Genomic DNA, 15,874 nt, shown 5'->3' with positions numbered 1-15,874 from the left:
GGAACAAGTTCGTTCCACCCCCCGCCGGGTACTGGACGCCGGCCGGGGCAGGCCATAGGGACGCATCGGGCGCTCGATCGTGCTGCGCTCGTTCCGCCGGGGCCGATTGCATGACCAGTACTGCCAGCGACACCTACTACCCCTTCCTGCACGGCGTGGGCCTTCAGTTGGATTTTCAGAATTCGGGGGATATCGCGAGCGACCTCTACGACCTGGTCCAGAACTCGGCGCTCTTGAGCCAGGAAGTCACCACGCTCGGAGACGAGGGTTACGCAGCCGACTTGGTGCCCTCGGGACAGGCCGGGACGAACCCTTTCAGCTTGCCGAACCTCGCTACACACGACACCACGATTGTTGGCTACGGTGGCAGCCTTTCGACCGGCAATGACGCCGTAGTGGAAAGCGGTTTGTTTGCCGGAGAGATTGCAGCCCAGTTTGCCAAGGTCACCGACACAAACCTGACGCAGATTGACGCTGGCAACTACGCTAACATCTCAGACGAGCGGATGCTTGGCTACCTCCTGCTCGACCAGAGCAAGCAGGATTACAGCCAGATGATCGTGAAGGAGCAGGCTCAGGCTGCTCCGAAACCTACAGGCATGGCAACGCCGTATATCGGGTTCGACAACGGCGGCACGGTCAACGAAGCTTCTACAGTTCTACAGCAGGCGGCCGCAACTGGATCGGTTCAGGCGGCGGAAGACCTATTCGGGACCTACACGTTCAACTTCGCCGAGGGGCGGGCGGATCTCCAGCAGGTCCAGGCCGCCGCCGGTCAGCCCGGAGGATCCTCGAACTCCCTGGCTATCGACTTGGCTCACGTGACTAACGCAACCGCCACCACGGATGCTTCTGGCAACGCGCTGATCGGGACAGTGATCACGACCGCCGCGAACGGCGTCGAGTTCAACTATACCACCGCCTACTCGACGACGGTCCCGGCCGAGAGCACGGTCGTCGTGGCGACTGGATCCAACGCCCAGCTCACCGCGACCGGGACCGCCTTCTCGGTGAACGGCAACGACAACTTCGTCAGCGACAGCCAGGCCGCCGCGATCACCCTCGACGGCGCCGGCAATACCCTGGTCTCGACGGTAAGCGGCGGGCTCGTCGAGGTCGAGGGCTCCGGAGCCCTGCTGGTGTTGAACGGTGGCGCGACGCACGTCGTCGGTGCCGGCTCCGGCACGAGGCTGTTCAACGGCTCCGGCTCGCTCGACTACTCGGCGCCCCCCGGCACCCTGGTGCTGGGTTCCGGCAGCGCCACCATCGCCGGCTCCGACACCGTGTTCGGCGGCACCGGCACCATCGCCTACCAGGGCGCCGGCGGAACGGGCGACGTGATCGGCGGAGCCTCCGGGCACGACACCATCTCGGCGGCGCAGAACGGCTGGTTCGCCGGCGGTTCGCAGGGCATGAACCTGATCGTCGGCAGCAATTCCGGCCAGGGCACGGTGCTGCAGGCCGGCGGTGCCGGGGATCACCTGATCGGCGGGACGCAGGGCGGCGATTACTTCCTGGCCGGCGCCGGCAACGAGACCCTCACCGGCGGCAATGCCGCCGGCACGCAGGCTATATTCGGCGGCACCGGACAGGATCTGGTGCAGCTCGGCAGCGCGAACGCGATCATCAACACCTCGACCGGGGCGATGTCGATCACCGGTGCGGGCACCTCTGCGATCTACGAGGCGACGAACGGCGGCGCGCTGACGCTCAATGCGTCGGGCGGCACGCAGGACGTGCATGGCTTCCGGGTCGGGACCGACCATGTCAACCTGTCCGGCGGTGGCTGGACCGAGGTGCAGAGCGGTGGCAGCACGATCCTCAGCTCCGCGCACACCGGCACCGTCTATCGCCTGGAGGGTGTGAGCGCCGGACTGGGCTCGCTCGGATAGTAGCCAAAGCCGTATCGAAACAGACGAACCCATGTCCAAATCGGCATGGGTGAGGCCGCAATCGTGATTGGACGGTTATGGTTGCGCTGTCTAGACCAGCCGCTTCGTCGCCGGTGCATCCACGCCAACGAGATGCAGCCGCAACCCGAACCGGGAGGACCAGCTCGATGTCCGCAGCCTCGACAGCAGACACCTCGCACACGCTCACCAACCTGAACTGGCCGATCGCGGCCGCGATGATCCAGTATCCGAACCTCCTGCCGGACGGCAGTTCGGTGCAGGACCATTCCGCCGAGCGTTGGGCCGAGACGGTCGCGGACGTCAGCGGCGCCGGCTTCACCGAGATCGATCCGTACGACAGCTGGATCCGGCTTGCCGATCTCACTCCTGAGCGCCGCCGCGAATTCCTCGCCGTCCTCAAGGCTCACGGCCTGACCATCCCGGCAATCTCGACCGCGCGACGCAGCATCATCGACCCGGAGCGCGGCGCGGAATTCCTGGAATACAGCCACCGGCTGCTCGATGTTGCCGCCGAGGTCGGCGCCAAACACGTGAGCTTCGGATTGTTCGGCCCGCTGACCGAGGCGCAGAAGAAGGTGAACTGGTTCTGGACCGTCGACGGGGTCAAGAACCCGGACGATCCCGCGACCTACAAGCGTGCCGTCGAGGGCTACCGTGAGCTCGGCAAGCACGCCGAGAGCGTCGGGCTGGATATCGGGCTCGAGATGTACGAGGACACCTATATCGGCACCGCCGACGGCGCGGTGAAGATGGTGCGCGACATCGACCATCCGGCGGTCGGCATCAATCCCGACATCGGCAACCTGGTGCGGCTGCACCGCCCGGTGGAGCGCTGGCAGTCGATGGTCGAGAAGACCATGCCGTACGTGAAGTACTGGCATGCCAAGAACTATTTCCGCGACGAGGTCGAGGCGGAAGGCTTCGTCGCCACCTCGCCGGCGCCGCTCGAACTCGGCATCATCAGCTACCGGGTTGCGGTCAAGCAGGCGATCGCGCACGGCTTCCGCGGTGCGTTCTGCGTCGAGCATTACGGCGGCGACGGCCTCAGCGTGGCGGCGACCAACCGCGAGTATCTGCGCCGCATCCTGCCGAAGTCGGTTGGCCCCGCCTGATCGCCAACCCCTGACGGGATCCACTTCGCCATGACGCATCTGCATGACGATCCCACCGCTTTCGCGGCGACCGCGCTTGCCGGCTACTGCGACGTGTTCCGGCAATTCGTGCGCGCGGTGCCCGACGGCGTGGTGCGCTCGACGGCGACGCCGGACGGCAAGGTCGCGCTGGTGATCGGCGGGGGCAGCGGCCACTACCCGGCCTTCGCCGGCTACGTCGGTCCCGGCCTCGCCGACGCCGCGGTTGCCGGCGACGTGTTTGCATCGCCCTCGACGCGGGCGGTGCGCGACATCTGCGCACGCGCCCACCGCGGCGGCGGCATCCTGCTCGGCTTCGGCAACTATGCCGGCGACGTGCTGAATTTCGGCCTGGCGGCGGAACGGCTTCGCGGCGAGGGCATCGACGTCCGCGTGCTGGCGGTCAGCGACGACGTCGCCAGCGCGTCCGCCGAGGAGCATGAGCGTCGCCGCGGCGTCGCCGGCGATCTCGCGGTGTTCAAGATCGCAGGCGCTGCCGCGGAAGCCGGCAGGCCGCTCGACGAGGTGGAGCGCATCGCCCGCCTCGCCAATGCGCGGACGCGCTCGTTCGGGGTGGCGTTCGGCGGCTGCACGCTGCCGGGGGCGAAGCAGCCGTTGTTCTCGGTGCCGGAAGGCCGCATGGCGATCGGGCTCGGCATCCATGGCGAGCCCGGCATCGACGAGGTGCCGATCCCGTCCGCCGCCGAACTGGCCGCGATCCTGGTCGACCGCCTGCTGTCGGAAGCGCCGGCGCATGGCGGCAAACGGGTGGCGGCGATCCTGAACGGCCTCGGCAGCACCAAGTACGAGGAGCTGTTCGTGCTGTGGTCCGCGGTGGCGTCGCGGCTGGCCAAGGCCGGCCTGGCGGTGGTGGCGCCCGAGGTCGGCGAGTTCGTCACCAGCCTGGACATGGAAGGCTGCTCGCTCACCCTCACCTGGCTCGACGACGAGCTGGAAACCTGCTGGCTGGCGCCCTGCGACAGCGCCGTGCTGCGTCGCGGCGCCACCATCGCCGCCGAGCCGGCTGCGATCCGGGACGAGGCCGAGGTTGCGGCGAAGCATTATCCGGAGGCTTCGGCGGAGGGCCGGGCCGGCGGGCGTTGCATTGCCGGAGTAATGGCACACCTCGCCGACATCCTGCGCGACGCCGAGCAGGAGCTTGGCCGGATCGACGCGCAGGCCGGTGACGGCGACCATGGCCAGGGCATGGCGCGCGGGTCTGCCGCCGCCGCCGCCGCGGCGAAGGAGGCGGCCGAAGCAGGCGCCGGAGCGTCCAGCGTACTGGCCGCCGCCGCCGATGCGTGGGCGGATCGTGCCGGTGGCACGTCGGGTGCGATCTGGGGCGTCGGGCTTCGCTCCTGGAGCCAGTCACTCGGCGACGACGCGCCCATCGATGCAGGGCGGCTTGCCGCCGGCGCGCTCGCGGCGCTGTCCGGGGTAACCCGGCTCGGCGGTGCCAAGCCTGGCGACAAGACGCTGGTCGACGCGCTCGAGCCGTTCGCCCGTACGCTCGAGGCAGAGGTGTCCAAGGGCAGCGCGCTGCGGGCGGCCTGGCAGGCAGCCTCCGACGCCGCCACCGGGGCCGCCAAGCAGACCGCCGACCTGGTACCACGGCTCGGGCGGGCAAGGCCACTGGCGGAGCGCTCCAAGGGTCATCCGGATGCCGGCGCGATCTCGCTGGCGATGGCCGCGCGCGCGGTGCTCGACCGGCTGCCAGACGGCCCGGGCTGACCGATGAGTGGCACGGGATCGCCGCTGATCGGGGTCAGCCTCAAGATGTACATGGGGCTGGAGCGCACGCGCGGCTGGATGACGGAGCTGGCGGCGATGGTCGGTACGCTGCCGCTGATACCGTACGAGCTGTTCGTCATACCAAGCTTCCTGTCGATCGGCGACGCGGTGCGCATCCTGGACAACACCGGTGTCGGTGTCGGCGCGCAGGACGTGTTCTGGGAGGATAGCGGCGCCTACACCGGAGAGGTGTCGGCGCCGATGCTGGCCGAGGCCGGCTGCAGCTATGTCGAGATCGGCCATGCCGAGCGACGCGCGTTGTTCGGCGAGACCGACGCCGACGTGGCGCTGAAGGTCAAGGCCAGCGTGCGGGCCGGGCTGGTTCCGGTGCTGTGCGTCGGCGAAGTGGTGGAGGGCGACCCCGGGGCGGCGGTCGATGCCTGCGCCCTGCAGCTCGATGCGGCGCTGGACGGCATTCCGTCCGACAGCGACCTGGTGATCGCATACGAGCCCGTGTGGGCGATCGGCGCGCAGCAACCCGCATCGCCTCCCTTCATCCGTGATGTCGCGAGGGGCCTGCGCCAGCACCTGGCATCCTTCCCGAATGCCAGCCTGATCTATGGCGGCAGCGCCGGACCAGGATTGTTGGGCAAGCTGGAAGGCACCGTCGACGGGCTGTTCCTGGGCCGTTTCGCCCACGATATCGGCGCCCTGCACGACGTGCTGATGGAAGCCGGCCTGGCCGCCAACAACTGTGAGTGACAGGAAACGACAATGATTGAGAAGATCAACACCGTCGCCGTGGTCGGAGCCGGCTACATGGGCGGCGGCATCGCGCAATCCCTGGCGCTCGCCGGCATGCAGGTCACGCTGGCCGACGTCTCCGCGCCGGCGACCCATGCCGCCCTGGAGCGCCTGCTCAAGGAGAGCGCGCAGTTCGAGGAGCAGGGCCTGTTCCCGAAGGGCGCCACCGAGACGATCCGCGCCAACCTGAAGGCCGCGGAGTCGATCGAGGAAGCGGTGGCCGGCGTCGACTTCATCGAGGAGGCGGTGCCGGAAATACCCGCCATCAAGCACGACGTGCTGAAGCGGATCTGCGCCGCCGCCCGTGCGGACGCCATCATCGGCACCAACACCTCCACCCTGCCGGTGCATACGCTGGCGCCGGCGGTGACCCATCCCGAGCGCTTCCTGACGGTGCATTTCAGCAACCCGGCGCCGTTCATTCCGGGCGTGGAGCTGGTGTCCGGCAAGGCGACCGATCCGGCCATCGTTCCGGTGGTGAAGGACATGCTGGTGCGGGCCAAGCGCCGCGGCGCCGAGGTCGCCGACACCCCCGGCTTCGTGCTGAACCGGCTGCAGTACGTGCTGCTGAAGGAGGCGATGTCGATCGTCGAGGAGGGCATCGCGTCGCCCGAGGATGTCGACACCATCGTGTCCACCACGTTCGGCTTCCGGCTGGCGTTCTTCGGCCCGTTCGCCATCGCCGACATGGCCGGTCTCGATGTCTATGCCAACTGCTTCAAGACCTTCGAGGACGCCTACGGCGACCGCCTGGCGACCCCGGCGATTCTCAAGAAGCTCGTCTCGGAAGGCAAGTTCGGCACCAAGACCGGCGAGGGCCTCACCGGCAAGTTCACCCCCGAGCAGCTCGCCGGCCTGATCGCCTACCGCAACAAGGCCTACGCCCGCATGGGCCAGCTGATGGACGAGCTGGGCCCGTCCCCGCTGCGCCAGTAGTGATTGAGCCCGGGGCCTCCAGGCCCCGGACTTCTGCCTAGCGCACGAGCACCCGGACTTCGGCCCCGGAAGCGGCCGGGTCGGCCAGGCCGCTCATCTCGACCTGCAGCGCGGAGGCGCCATCGGCGGCGATAGCCTGTGCGACCGCCCTGCCCTCGCTGTCGATCACTGCGCGCAACGCCGCGGCCTGTGCGTCGGGATCCTGCCCCGCCGCCGGACGGGTGACGCTCTGTACGGTGAACAGCACGTTCGGCTTGCGAGCCAGCGCTTCATGAACGGAAGCCGCCAGACGCTTCTGCCAGTCCTCGGGTGCCTCCCGCGTCTGGATCACCAGCAGCGGCGGGATTGGCGGGGGCGCGACGGATACGACCTTCGGCGCATGCGCCACCGGCTTGCGGCCAGCCTGGCTGTCGAAGGTGCGCTGGTCGATGAGCTTGCAGCCGCCGAGAAGGCTTCCGCTGGCCAGCAGGAGACCGAGGGCGAGCGCCGCGCCGGAGCGAAGGTGCGGATGTTCGGAGGGCGGAGAGATCGGCGGCATGTCGCGGCAGACGTTGCAGGAAGCCGCACCGTGTCACAAGAGCCTGCGCTTCCGAGCCCCGGGCACTCCGAGGTCTCGTCTGCTTCGAAGTCCGGGGCGCTTCGAAGTCCGGCCACGGCGACCGGCCCGGCTTGCCCGGCGCGGCAGCAGCCACCTATACCACCGGCATGGATGCAGACCTGCTCCTGGAGCACCGTTCCGCCGTTCCGGGCGAGAGCCGGGATGCAGCTCTGGATCGCACCGGCCGGGCCGCGCCGGCACCACCGCAGGCTCTGGCGGCGAGCCTTCGTCTCGCCGTCGAGAGCCAGCCGAACGTCGCGGCGGGCTCCGCGCTGGGCATGGTCGACGCCGCCAGCGTGCTCTGGAGCCGGATCCTCAAGTTCGACGCCGCCGATCCGCACTGGCCCGACCGCGACCGCTTCGTGGTCTCCAATGCACGCTTCGCACCACTGCTGCGTGCCTTGCTGGCGCTTGCCGCACCGGATCCAGGTGATGCGGCGGAGGGCGCGCACGAGATCGGCACCGCCGGTTTCGGCCAGCATCCGGGGGTCGAGATGGCGATTGGACCGGCTGGCCAGGGGATCGCTACCGGAACCGGCATGGCGCTGGCGGAGCGGCTGCTCGCCGCCCGCTTCGGCCATTCCCTGGTCGATCACCGCACCTGGGTGCTCGCCTGCGAGACCGATCTGGCGGCGGGCATCGCGCTCGAGGCTGCCTCGCTGGCAGGGCAGCTGCGGCTGGACCGGCTGTGCGTGCTGTTCGAGATGGATGCGGGCGCAGGGAGCGACACCGGCGGCCCGATGGCCCGCTTCGCCGCCTGCGGCTGGTCGGTGCGCAGCGTCGATGCGCACGATCCGGAGGCGCTGGCGCAGGCGCTGGCCGGTGCAGCGCGCGGGCGTCGTCCGAACCTGATCGCCTGCCGGATCCGCAACGACGACGTCCCGGCGCCCGGGATCGAAGCGGCTGCTGGCGGGGCCTGGCGCGACTGCGGCAGCCGCGGCGCCTCCGCCCGGCGCAGCTGGCTCAAGCGCCTGGTGCGGCACCGGCTGCGCGGGGAGTTCGACCGGGTGATGGCCGGACAGTTGCCGTCGCACTGGCGGCGCGACTGGCGCGAGGCCTTCCGGTGCCTCGAGGAGCAGCCCGCCGGGACGTCCTCGTGGTCACCGGCCGGCGCGATCGACACCCTTCTAGACCTGCTGCCGGAGTTCGTCGGCATCTCGTCGGCGCCGGGCGGCCAGCGCACCGGGCCCAGCCTGCAGATCGCCCGACGACTTTGCTTCGGCACGCAGGAGCATGCGATGGCGGCGCTGCTCAACGGCGTCGCCCTGCACGGCGGCCTGATCGCCTGCGGCAGTGCCTCCTTCATCTCGGTGGACCGCATGCGGCCGGCGTTGCGTCTCGGGGCGCTGATGCGGCGCCAGGTCATCCACCTGCTCACCGATGACGGATTGTCGATAGGCGAGGACGGCGCCGCCTGGCAGCCGGTGGAGCAGCTCGCCAGCCTGCGCGCGATGCCGAACGTCGCGGTGTTCCGCCCGGCCGACAGGATCGAGCTGATGGAATGCTGGGACCTTGCGCTTCATCGCACCGATGGTCCCAGCGTGATCGCGGTGCCGCCCGGACTTTTGCCCCAGCCGGCGCAGCCAGACGGGCCGGCGCAGCCAGACGAGCCAGCGCAGCCAGACGGGCCGGCGCAGCCCGTCCATCCTGCGCAACCCATCCAGGCGGCGCATCGTCGCGGTTCGAATGCCTGCGGACGGGGCGGCTACGTCGTGGCCGAGGCCGGCGTCGCAGTGGGGGTCGGCGTGGCGACGGGAGCATCGGCGCATCGTGACGTGACCCTGATTGCGACGGGTCCCGAGCTGGCGGTGGCGCTGGCCGCCAGGGATCGCCTGGCCCGCCGGCATGTCGCCGCGGCGGTTGTCTCGCTGCCTTGCTGGGAGTTGTTCTCGCGCCAGGGGGCCGCCTACCGGGAGGCCGTCCTGGGGACCGCGCCGCGCGTCGGCATCGAGGCGGCGTCCGGCTTCGGCTGGGAACGCTGGCTGGGAGCCGACGGGGTGTTCATCGGCATGGACGAGTTCGGCGTGCCGGCGTCGGCAAGCGAGCTGTACAGGCAGTTCGGCATCACGCCGGAGGCGGTAGCCGAGAACGTGCACCGCCGGCTGCGCACCCACCCGCGATCGACCGGACGGCTCGACGAAGGCAGCCCGGTGGAATCCAGGGCCCGGGGCTCGCAACGCGACGGCGGGTGACGCATAACCTGGAGCAGCATCCGGTCACCCGGGGATCGCATCGCGAGGCCAGGTGTCGGATAAAGCTGCTCCGTCAAACGACAAGCGGAGCATGATCGACCGGATCATGCTCCGGCTGGAACCATGCTCCGGGTATCGGCGGCCAGCGCGCTGGACCGTCCAGCATCGAAAGGATCTAAAGCAATGGCTGTGAAGCTTGCCATCAACGGTTTCGGCCGCATCGGCCGCCTGGTTCTGCGCGGCATCGTCGAGAGCGGCCGCACCGATGTGGAGGTGATCGCGATCAACGATCTCGGCTCCGTCGCCGACAACGCCCACCTGCTGCGCTACGACAGCGTGCATGGCCGGTTCCCGGGCAAGGTCAGCTCCGAGGGCGACACCATCACCATCGAGGCGAACGGCCGCACCTACGGCCCGATCAAGGTCTCGGCCGAGCGCGACCCGTCGAAGGTGCCGTACCAGGGCGTCGACGTGGCGATGGAATGCACCGGCCTGTTCACCAAGAAGGAGGCGGCCGCCCAGCTGATCACCGCCGGCGCACGCAAGGTGCTGGTCTCCGCCCCCGCCGACGGCGTCGACGCCACCATCGTGTTCGGCGTGAACGACAAGACCATCACCAGCGAGATGACCGTCATCTCGAACGCCTCCTGCACCACCAACTGCCTGGCGCCGATGGCCAAGGTGCTGGACGACGCCTACGGCATCGAGCGCGGCTACATGGTGACCATCCACAGCTATACCGGTGACCAGCGCACGGTGGACACGCTGCACAAGGACCCGCACCGCGCCCGTGCAGCCGCGCTGAACATGATCCCGACCAGCACCGGAGCGGCCCGTGCCGTCGGCCTGGTGCTGCCGCAGCTGAAGGGCAAGCTGGACGGCACAGCGATCCGGGTACCGACGCCGAACGTCAGCCTGGTGTCGCTCGATTTCGTGCCGCGCACCGTGCCGGGCAGCGTCGCCGAGGTGAACAACCTGTTCCGCGATGCCGCCGAGGGTGCGCTGAAGGGGATCGTGGTCTACAGCACCGATCCCTGCGTCAGCACCGACTTCAACCACGTGGTCGCGTCCTGCTCGTTCGACGCCACCCAGACCGCGCTGATCGATGGCGGCAAGCTGGTCCGGGTGTGCGGCTGGTACGACAACGAGTGGGGCTTCTCGAACCGCATGGCGGACACCGCCGCGGCGTTCGGCGCGCTCTGATGAGTGGTGATCCGGCTGTGACCCAGGCTGTTCCGGAAGAAAAGAAGGCTGCCTTCCGGACCATCGACCAGCTCGAGTGCCGAGGGAAGCGCGTGCTGCTGCGCGCAGACCTCAACGTGCCGGTCAAGGACGGCCGGATCACCGACCTCACCCGCCTCGACCGGCTGACGCCGACCATACGCGAGCTCGCCGACAAGGGCGCGCGGGTCATCGTGGTCAGCCATTTCGACCGCCCCAAGGGGGTCCGGGTGCCGTCGATGTCGCTGGCCCCGGTCGGCGAGGCGCTTGCCGGGGTGCTCGGCCATCCGGTGCATTTTGCCGCGGACTGCATCGGTCCCGAGGCCGAGGCGGCGGTGTCGGCGCTGAAGGACGGCGAGGTGCTGGTGCTGGAGAACACCCGCTACCACCCGGGCGAAGAGGCCAACGACCCGGAGATGGCGCGCGCACTGGCGTCGCTCGCCGACATCTACGTCAACGACGCGTTCTCGGCGGCGCACCGGGCACATGCCAGCACCGAGGGGGTGGCGCGCCACCTGCCCGCGCATGCCGGACGGCTGATGCAGGCCGAACTGACGGCGCTCACCCTCGCCCTGGAGCATCCGGAGCGACCGGTCGGCGCCATCGTCGGCGGTGCCAAGGTCTCCACCAAGCTCGACCTGATCGGCAACATCCTCGGCCGCGTCGACGTGCTGATCATCGGCGGCGCGATGGCCAACACCTTCCTGGCCGCACAGGGCGTCGAGGTCGGCCGCTCGCTGCAGGAGCCGGGCATGCACGACACAGCGCGCTCGATCCTGGAGCAGGCGAAGGCGCGCGGCTGCGAGATCCTGCTGCCGGTGGACGCGGTCACCGCCACAGAGTTCAAGGCAAATGCCGCGACCCGCACCGTGCCGATCGCCGAGGTGCCTGTGGATTCGATGATCCTGGATTGCGGCCCGGAAACGGTGGCGCTGCTCGGCAGCCGGATCGGCTCGCTGCGGACCCTGGTCTGGAACGGGCCGATGGGCGCCTTCGAGACGCCGCCGTTCGACGCCGGGACCAACGCACTGGCACGGATGGTCGCCTCGCTCACCGAGGCCGGGACGCTCCGATCGGTGGCGGGCGGCGGCGACACCGTATCGGCGCTACGCCATGCCGGGGTGATGGGCAAGATGTCCTACGTCTCGACCGCGGGCGGCGCCTTCCTGGAGTGGCTGGAAGGCAAGATGTTGCCGGGCATCCAGGCGCTGGACGCCCTGGCCGGCATCGTGCTGCCGCGCTGATATCCAGCATCCGCCCGGGCTTAACCGCTTCTTAAGAGCTGCCGGGGCATCATTCCGGCATGATCAGTCCCAGCAGCCTCTCGGCCTTCTCGGTCACCAGGCCGGCCACCCAAGCTGCCCCGCCGGCGCTCGCCGCGTCGCGCGGAAGCCAGGTCGCCAGCGCCATCTCGGCCGTGCAGCCGCCGGTCGCCACCGGATCGGGCCAGCGTCCGGCGCAGCCCGATCCGACGGCACGCCGCGGCAGCCTGCTCGACCGCATGGCATAGTTGGCCCGCTCGCCCAGTCTTCAACTCCGGTAACGGTTTATGTCGTTGCGACAAAACCCATTGAAATGACCGGCTGATCCGTTCACGATCTCTCGATGTCGCGCTTCTCTCGCCTCGTGCCGGACGGTGACCATCGCGAGCGGGTCTCGTGCCTTGATTGCGGTCACGTGTTCTACGAGAATCCCAAGCCGGTGGTGGGTGCGGTGGTTTCGCACGAGGGGCGTGTGCTGCTGTGCCGGCGCGCCATCGAACCGCGCCGCGGCTACTGGACCCTGCCTGCCGGATACATGGAGCTTGGCGAGACCGCCGAGGAGGGCGCGCGCCGCGAGGTGCAGGAGGAGGCAGGGGCGGAGATCGTGACCGATGGCATCCTGGCGCTGTTCAGCATCAGCCGCATCGGCCAGATCCAGATCATCTATCGCGCGCGCTTCGCGGGGGCCGGGCAGCCGGTCTACTCGGCAGGCGAGGAGAGTCTCGAGGTCGGGCTGTTCGACTGGTCCGACATTCCCTGGACGGAACTCGCCTTCCCGAGCGTCCGCTGGGCACTGGACGCCTGGGCCGACGCCGGCGGCGATCCTCTGCGTGCGCCCTACGGCAACCCCGAGGCTGATCCGCGCGGCGACGTGCCGCCGCCCGGCCTGCATTCCGACAACCCGACCATGACACGACAGGAAGAGGCGCGCCCGCAATGATGCGACGCTATGGACTGCGACTGGCCCTGAAGCTGGCAACCCCGGCCTTGCTGCTGACCGGCGCGACGCTGCTGCGGTCGCCGCTCGCCCACGCCGCCGGCAGTACGGATGCCTTCACACACACGGTGAATGCCATTCCGCTGGACAACGTGGCGCTTCCCACCGGCTATGTACTGCAGGCGCATGCACAGGTGCTCAGGCCGGCGCCGCTGCCGGACCCGGACGTCTCCGCTCCGGGACCAAGCCGCGAATCCCTCGAGGCGCAGGCTTCGCCAAGCGTTTCCCCCGACCTGTTCAACCCGCGGGCGCATATCGCCGGCGATGGCTATGCGGCCGGTTCCTCGATCGACACCGACCACAACAACCGCCACTCGACCGGCGGCGGCATGAGCCTGTCGATACCGATGCAGTAGGCGGGCCCGATGCAGCAGCTTCAGGCCGGCTGCTGGCGGATGAAGCTGTCCGGCGTGCCGTCCGCCGGATCGACGAAGACGATGTCCTTGGGGTCGCGGCGCGGCGCATCGAAGGACAGGAACACCACCGGCGGCTCGAGGATATCCGGCAGCGCATGAACGGTGCCGCGTTCGAAGAACAGCAGCGTGCCGGGGCCGAACTCTGCCTTGTCGGCTTCCTGTCCCATCCAGAAGGTTCCGCGCCCGGTCAGCACGTAGAGAAACTCGTCGCTATGCACGTGATAGTGCGGCGGCGTGCCACGATAGACCCGGAACAGCCGCGCGCTGGCCGCGGGCCGGTCCACCATGTAGCGATCGAGCAGCAGCGTCTGTGCGCTGTCCGGAAACGCCGCCGCCAGCGCCCTGGTATCGAAGGTGGCAAAGTCCGTCTTGTTGTCCGGCATGCGCTTGTCCGCTATCTGGGTCGCCGGGTCGTCGGCACAGGGGACAACAGGCAATGCTCGAAGTGGTTCAACAGCCCGATGGGCGATACGCGGTTCGCGACATCGGCGGCCGCTCCCTGGACGATGTCCTGGCGGTGTTCGACACCCAGCGCGAAGCCGACGAGTGGATGCTGAGCCGCACCCTCACCGACGAGGGCGCCGATACCGGCCTCGGCATCATGAAGCCGGGCGCCGGCGAGCGGATCACCTGATCTGCCGGCTCAGCGATTGACGTCGATCACCACCCGGCCGCGTACCTGACCCTCTAGCAGGGCATCCGCGACCGGACGGGCCTCCGCCAGGCTATGGCGGGTGGTCAGCTCGTCCAGCAGGGCCGGATCCAGGTCGCGGGCCAGGCGGTTCCAGGCCTCCATCCGGTCGGCGACCGAACGCTGCACGCTGTCGATGCCGGCCAGCGTGACGCTGCGCAGGATGAACGGCGCCACCGAGGCGGGGAAATCCAGCCCCTGCGCCATGCCGCAGGCGGCGACGATTCCGCCGCGCCGCAGTCCGGCACAGACATTGGCAAGCGTATGGCTGCCGACGGTGTCGATCGCCGCCGCCCAGCGTTCCGACTGCAGCGGCTTGCCCGGGGCGGACAGCGTGGCGCGATCGATCACCGAGCCGGCGCCGAGGCGATGCAGGTACGGCGCCTCCCCGGCACGCCCGGTGGAGGCCACGGTCCGGTAGCCGAGCCTGCCGAGCACCGCGAGCGCCACGCTGCCGACGCCGCCGGCGGCCCCGGTGACAAGCACCTCGCCATCCCCCGGCAGCACGCCGTGCCGCTCGAGCGCAAGCACGCACAGCATGGCGGTGAACCCGGCGGTGCCGATCGCCATCGCCTGCTCCGGCGTGAACGCCTCCGGCAGCGGCACCAGCCACTCGCCTTGCACGCGCGCCTTCTGCGCCAGCCCGCCCCAGCGCGTCTCGCCCAGGCCGGCCCCGTTGAGGATCACCCGGTCTCCCGCGACGATCCCGTCGCGGCTGCTCTCCAGAACCGTGCCGGCGAGGTCGACCCCCGGCACCATCGGGAACTTCCGCACCACCGGCCCGGCGCCGGCAAGCGCCAGCGCATCCTTGTAGTTCATCGAGGAGAACGCGACCTCGACCGTGACGTCACCTTCCGGCAGGTCGGCCTCGTCGAGGTCCTTCAGCGCCGACACGGTGCCGCTTGCGGTCTTCTCGATCAGCCAGCCCTTGAACATGGGAGGTCCTTGCCGTGGGTGATTGCCGCTCTACTCGAAGCCGCTCAGCACGATCTTGCCGATCGAGCGGCCGGACTCCAGCAGGGCATGGGCGCGCTTCAGGTTGGCGGCGTTGATGGTCCCGAACTGCTGCGTCATGGTGGAACGCAGCCGTGCCTGGTCGACCAGCCGCGCCACCTCGCCGAGCAGGATGCCCTGCTGCTCGATATCCTGCGTGTCGTAGATCGACCGGGTGAACATCAGCTCCCAGTGGATCGACACGCTCTTGCGCTTGAACGGCACGATGTCGAGCGATTTCGGATCGTCGATCAGAGCGAAGCGGCCCTGCGGTGCGATCAGCTCCGCGATGTCGCCGACATGGTCGTTGGTGTTGGTGGTGGAGAACACGACGGACGGAGCGCCGAGGCCGAGCGCCTCGACCTGCGGGGCCAGCGGCTCGCGATGGTTGATGACATGGTGGGCTCCGAGCGCCTCCACCCACTGCACGGTCTCCGGCCGCGACGCGGTGGCGATCACGGTGAGGCCGGTGAGCACCCGGGCCAGCTGGATCGCCATCGAGCCCACGCCACCGGCGCCGCCGATGACCAGCAGCACCGGCGCCGCACCCGCCACCGGTCGGCGCACCTCGAGACGGTCGAACAGCGCCTCCCAGGCGGTGATCGCGGTCAGCGGCAGCGCCGCCGCCTCGCTGAAATCGAGCGAGGCCGGCTTGCGCCCGACGATCCGCTCGTCGACCAGATGGTATTCGGCATTGGTGCCGGGCCGGCCGATCGCACCCGCATAGTAGACCTCGTCGCCGGTCTTGAACCGGGTGGTCTGCAGGCCGGCCTCCACCACCGTGCCGGCGGCGTCCCAGCCCAGCACCTTCCATCCGCCGGCTTCGGGCGCCGCCGACGACCTGATCTTGGTGTCGACCGGGTTCACCGAGACCGCGCGCACCCGCACCAGCAGGTCGCGGCCGGTCGGGCTCGGGCGTGGCAGGTCGATGTCGCACAGCGAGGCCGGGTCCGAGATCGGTCCGGGCTGCTGGTAGCCGATGGCACGCAT

16 protein-coding genes are annotated in these 15,874 nt (G+C 69.4%); 12 read left to right on the top strand and 4 right to left on the bottom strand.

Going from position 1 to position 15,874, the window contains the following annotated elements:
• Positions 1–110 precede the first annotated feature (110 nt).
• The 5 genes from FE263_RS08535 to FE263_RS08515 all read left to right on the top strand — a co-directional run bounded on the left by FE263_RS08535 (position 111) and on the right by FE263_RS08515 (position 6,514).
• A complete protein-coding gene (locus FE263_RS08535; protein WP_138325508.1) occupies positions 111–1,892 on the top strand; it encodes a beta strand repeat-containing protein in 1,782 nt (593 codons plus the stop codon).
• A 167-nt stretch (positions 1,893–2,059) separates the two neighbouring features.
• Positions 2,060–3,025, top strand: a complete 966-nt coding sequence (locus FE263_RS08530; RefSeq protein WP_138325507.1) for a sugar phosphate isomerase/epimerase family protein — start codon at positions 2,060–2,062, stop codon at positions 3,023–3,025.
• A gap of 30 nt (positions 3,026–3,055) precedes the next feature.
• Positions 3,056–4,774, top strand: coding sequence for a dihydroxyacetone kinase family protein (locus tag FE263_RS08525; protein ID WP_138325506.1), 1,719 nt, complete (start codon positions 3,056–3,058; stop codon positions 4,772–4,774).
• Between the two features lie 3 nt (positions 4,775–4,777).
• Positions 4,778–5,536, top strand: coding sequence for a triose-phosphate isomerase family protein (locus tag FE263_RS08520; protein ID WP_138325505.1), 759 nt, complete (start codon positions 4,778–4,780; stop codon positions 5,534–5,536).
• 12 nt (positions 5,537–5,548) lie between these two features.
• On the top strand, positions 5,549–6,514 hold the full coding sequence (locus FE263_RS08515; protein WP_138325504.1) for a 3-hydroxyacyl-CoA dehydrogenase family protein: 966 nt from the start codon (positions 5,549–5,551) through the stop codon (positions 6,512–6,514).
• Between the two features lie 37 nt (positions 6,515–6,551).
• Here FE263_RS08515 and FE263_RS08510 read toward each other — a convergent pair whose 3' ends face one another.
• Positions 6,552–7,052 carry a hypothetical protein gene (locus FE263_RS08510; RefSeq protein ID WP_138325503.1) on the bottom strand — a complete coding sequence of 167 codons (501 nt, stop codon included), beginning with the start codon at positions 7,050–7,052 and terminating at the stop codon, positions 6,552–6,554.
• A gap of 131 nt (positions 7,053–7,183) precedes the next feature.
• Here FE263_RS08510 and FE263_RS08505 point away from each other — a divergent pair, with 131 nt between their 5' ends.
• From FE263_RS08505 to FE263_RS08480, 6 genes are all read left to right on the top strand, one after another.
• The gene (locus FE263_RS08505) at positions 7,184–9,304 is read left to right on the top strand and encodes a transketolase-like TK C-terminal-containing protein (protein ID WP_240759223.1); all 2,121 of its coding nucleotides are present in this window, start codon (positions 7,184–7,186) and stop codon (positions 9,302–9,304) included.
• A gap of 183 nt (positions 9,305–9,487) precedes the next feature.
• Positions 9,488–10,507, top strand: coding sequence for a type I glyceraldehyde-3-phosphate dehydrogenase (gap, locus tag FE263_RS08500; protein WP_138325502.1), 1,020 nt, complete (start codon positions 9,488–9,490; stop codon positions 10,505–10,507).
• Positions 10,507–11,769: a phosphoglycerate kinase gene (locus FE263_RS08495; RefSeq protein WP_138325501.1), complete on the top strand. Its 1,263-nt coding sequence runs from the start codon at positions 10,507–10,509 to the stop codon at positions 11,767–11,769. The genes gap and FE263_RS08495 overlap by 1 nt, the downstream gene beginning before the upstream one ends.
• A 59-nt stretch (positions 11,770–11,828) precedes the next feature.
• A complete protein-coding gene (locus FE263_RS08490; RefSeq protein WP_138325500.1) occupies positions 11,829–12,035 on the top strand; it encodes a hypothetical protein in 207 nt (68 codons plus the stop codon).
• 95 nt (positions 12,036–12,130) lie between these two features.
• On the top strand, positions 12,131–12,727 hold the full coding sequence (locus tag FE263_RS08485) for an NUDIX hydrolase (protein ID WP_138325499.1): 597 nt from the start codon (positions 12,131–12,133) through the stop codon (positions 12,725–12,727).
• On the top strand, positions 12,724–13,140 hold the full coding sequence (locus FE263_RS08480; protein ID WP_138325498.1) for a hypothetical protein: 417 nt from the start codon (positions 12,724–12,726) through the stop codon (positions 13,138–13,140). The genes FE263_RS08485 and FE263_RS08480 overlap by 4 nt, the downstream gene beginning before the upstream one ends.
• 20 nt (positions 13,141–13,160) lie before the next feature.
• On the opposite strand, the gene FE263_RS08475 is transcribed toward FE263_RS08480, so the two are convergent.
• Entirely contained in the window at positions 13,161–13,583 is a 423-nt protein-coding gene (locus FE263_RS08475; RefSeq protein WP_138325497.1) for a cupin domain-containing protein, read from the bottom strand.
• Positions 13,584–13,636: 53 nt separating this feature from the next.
• Here FE263_RS08475 and FE263_RS08470 point away from each other — a divergent pair, with 53 nt between their 5' ends.
• The gene (locus FE263_RS08470) at positions 13,637–13,834 is read left to right on the top strand and encodes a hypothetical protein (protein WP_138325496.1); all 198 of its coding nucleotides are present in this window, start codon (positions 13,637–13,639) and stop codon (positions 13,832–13,834) included.
• 9 nt (positions 13,835–13,843) lie between these two features.
• Here the strand turns inward: FE263_RS08470 and acuI are convergent, their stop codons facing one another.
• Positions 13,844–14,827, bottom strand: a complete 984-nt coding sequence (gene acuI, locus FE263_RS08465; protein ID WP_138325495.1) for an acrylyl-CoA reductase (NADPH) — start codon at positions 14,825–14,827, stop codon at positions 13,844–13,846.
• Between the two features lie 30 nt (positions 14,828–14,857).
• Entirely contained in the window at positions 14,858–15,874 is a 1,017-nt protein-coding gene (locus tag FE263_RS08460) for a zinc-binding alcohol dehydrogenase family protein (protein ID WP_138325494.1), read from the bottom strand.

The organism is Lichenicoccus roseus (assembly GCF_005844085.1).
Taxonomy (GTDB): Bacteria; Pseudomonadota; Alphaproteobacteria; order Acetobacterales; family Acetobacteraceae; genus Lichenicoccus; species Lichenicoccus roseus.
Note: the sequence above shows the minus strand (reverse complement) of the source record. Positions and strands in the feature narration are given on the sequence as shown.

Bases quoted from the DNA above. Each gene is read 5' to 3' on its own strand.
- FE263_RS08510 (WP_138325503.1), bottom strand. From the start codon at position 7,052: ATGCCGCCGATCTCTCCGCCCTCCGAACATCCGCACCTTCGCTCCGGC.
- FE263_RS08480 (WP_138325498.1), top strand. From the start codon at position 12,724: ATGATGCGACGCTATGGACTGCGACTGGCCCTGAAGCTGGCAACCCCG.
- FE263_RS08515 (WP_138325504.1), top strand. From the start codon at position 5,549: ATGATTGAGAAGATCAACACCGTCGCCGTGGTCGGAGCCGGCTACATG.
- gap (WP_138325502.1), top strand. From the start codon at position 9,488: ATGGCTGTGAAGCTTGCCATCAACGGTTTCGGCCGCATCGGCCGCCTG.
- FE263_RS08535 (WP_138325508.1), top strand. From the start codon at position 111: ATGACCAGTACTGCCAGCGACACCTACTACCCCTTCCTGCACGGCGTG.
- FE263_RS08485 (WP_138325499.1), top strand. From the start codon at position 12,131: ATGTCGCGCTTCTCTCGCCTCGTGCCGGACGGTGACCATCGCGAGCGG.
- acuI (WP_138325495.1), bottom strand. From the start codon at position 14,827: ATGTTCAAGGGCTGGCTGATCGAGAAGACCGCAAGCGGCACCGTGTCG.
- FE263_RS08490 (WP_138325500.1), top strand. From the start codon at position 11,829: ATGATCAGTCCCAGCAGCCTCTCGGCCTTCTCGGTCACCAGGCCGGCC.
- FE263_RS08530 (WP_138325507.1), top strand. From the start codon at position 2,060: ATGTCCGCAGCCTCGACAGCAGACACCTCGCACACGCTCACCAACCTG.
- FE263_RS08475 (WP_138325497.1), bottom strand. From the start codon at position 13,583: ATGCCGGACAACAAGACGGACTTTGCCACCTTCGATACCAGGGCGCTG.
- FE263_RS08495 (WP_138325501.1), top strand. From the start codon at position 10,507: ATGAGTGGTGATCCGGCTGTGACCCAGGCTGTTCCGGAAGAAAAGAAG.
- FE263_RS08460 (WP_138325494.1), bottom strand. From the start codon at position 15,874: ATGCGTGCCATCGGCTACCAGCAGCCCGGACCGATCTCGGACCCGGCC.
- FE263_RS08525 (WP_138325506.1), top strand. From the start codon at position 3,056: ATGACGCATCTGCATGACGATCCCACCGCTTTCGCGGCGACCGCGCTT.
- FE263_RS08520 (WP_138325505.1), top strand. From the start codon at position 4,778: ATGAGTGGCACGGGATCGCCGCTGATCGGGGTCAGCCTCAAGATGTAC.
- FE263_RS08470 (WP_138325496.1), top strand. From the start codon at position 13,637: ATGCTCGAAGTGGTTCAACAGCCCGATGGGCGATACGCGGTTCGCGAC.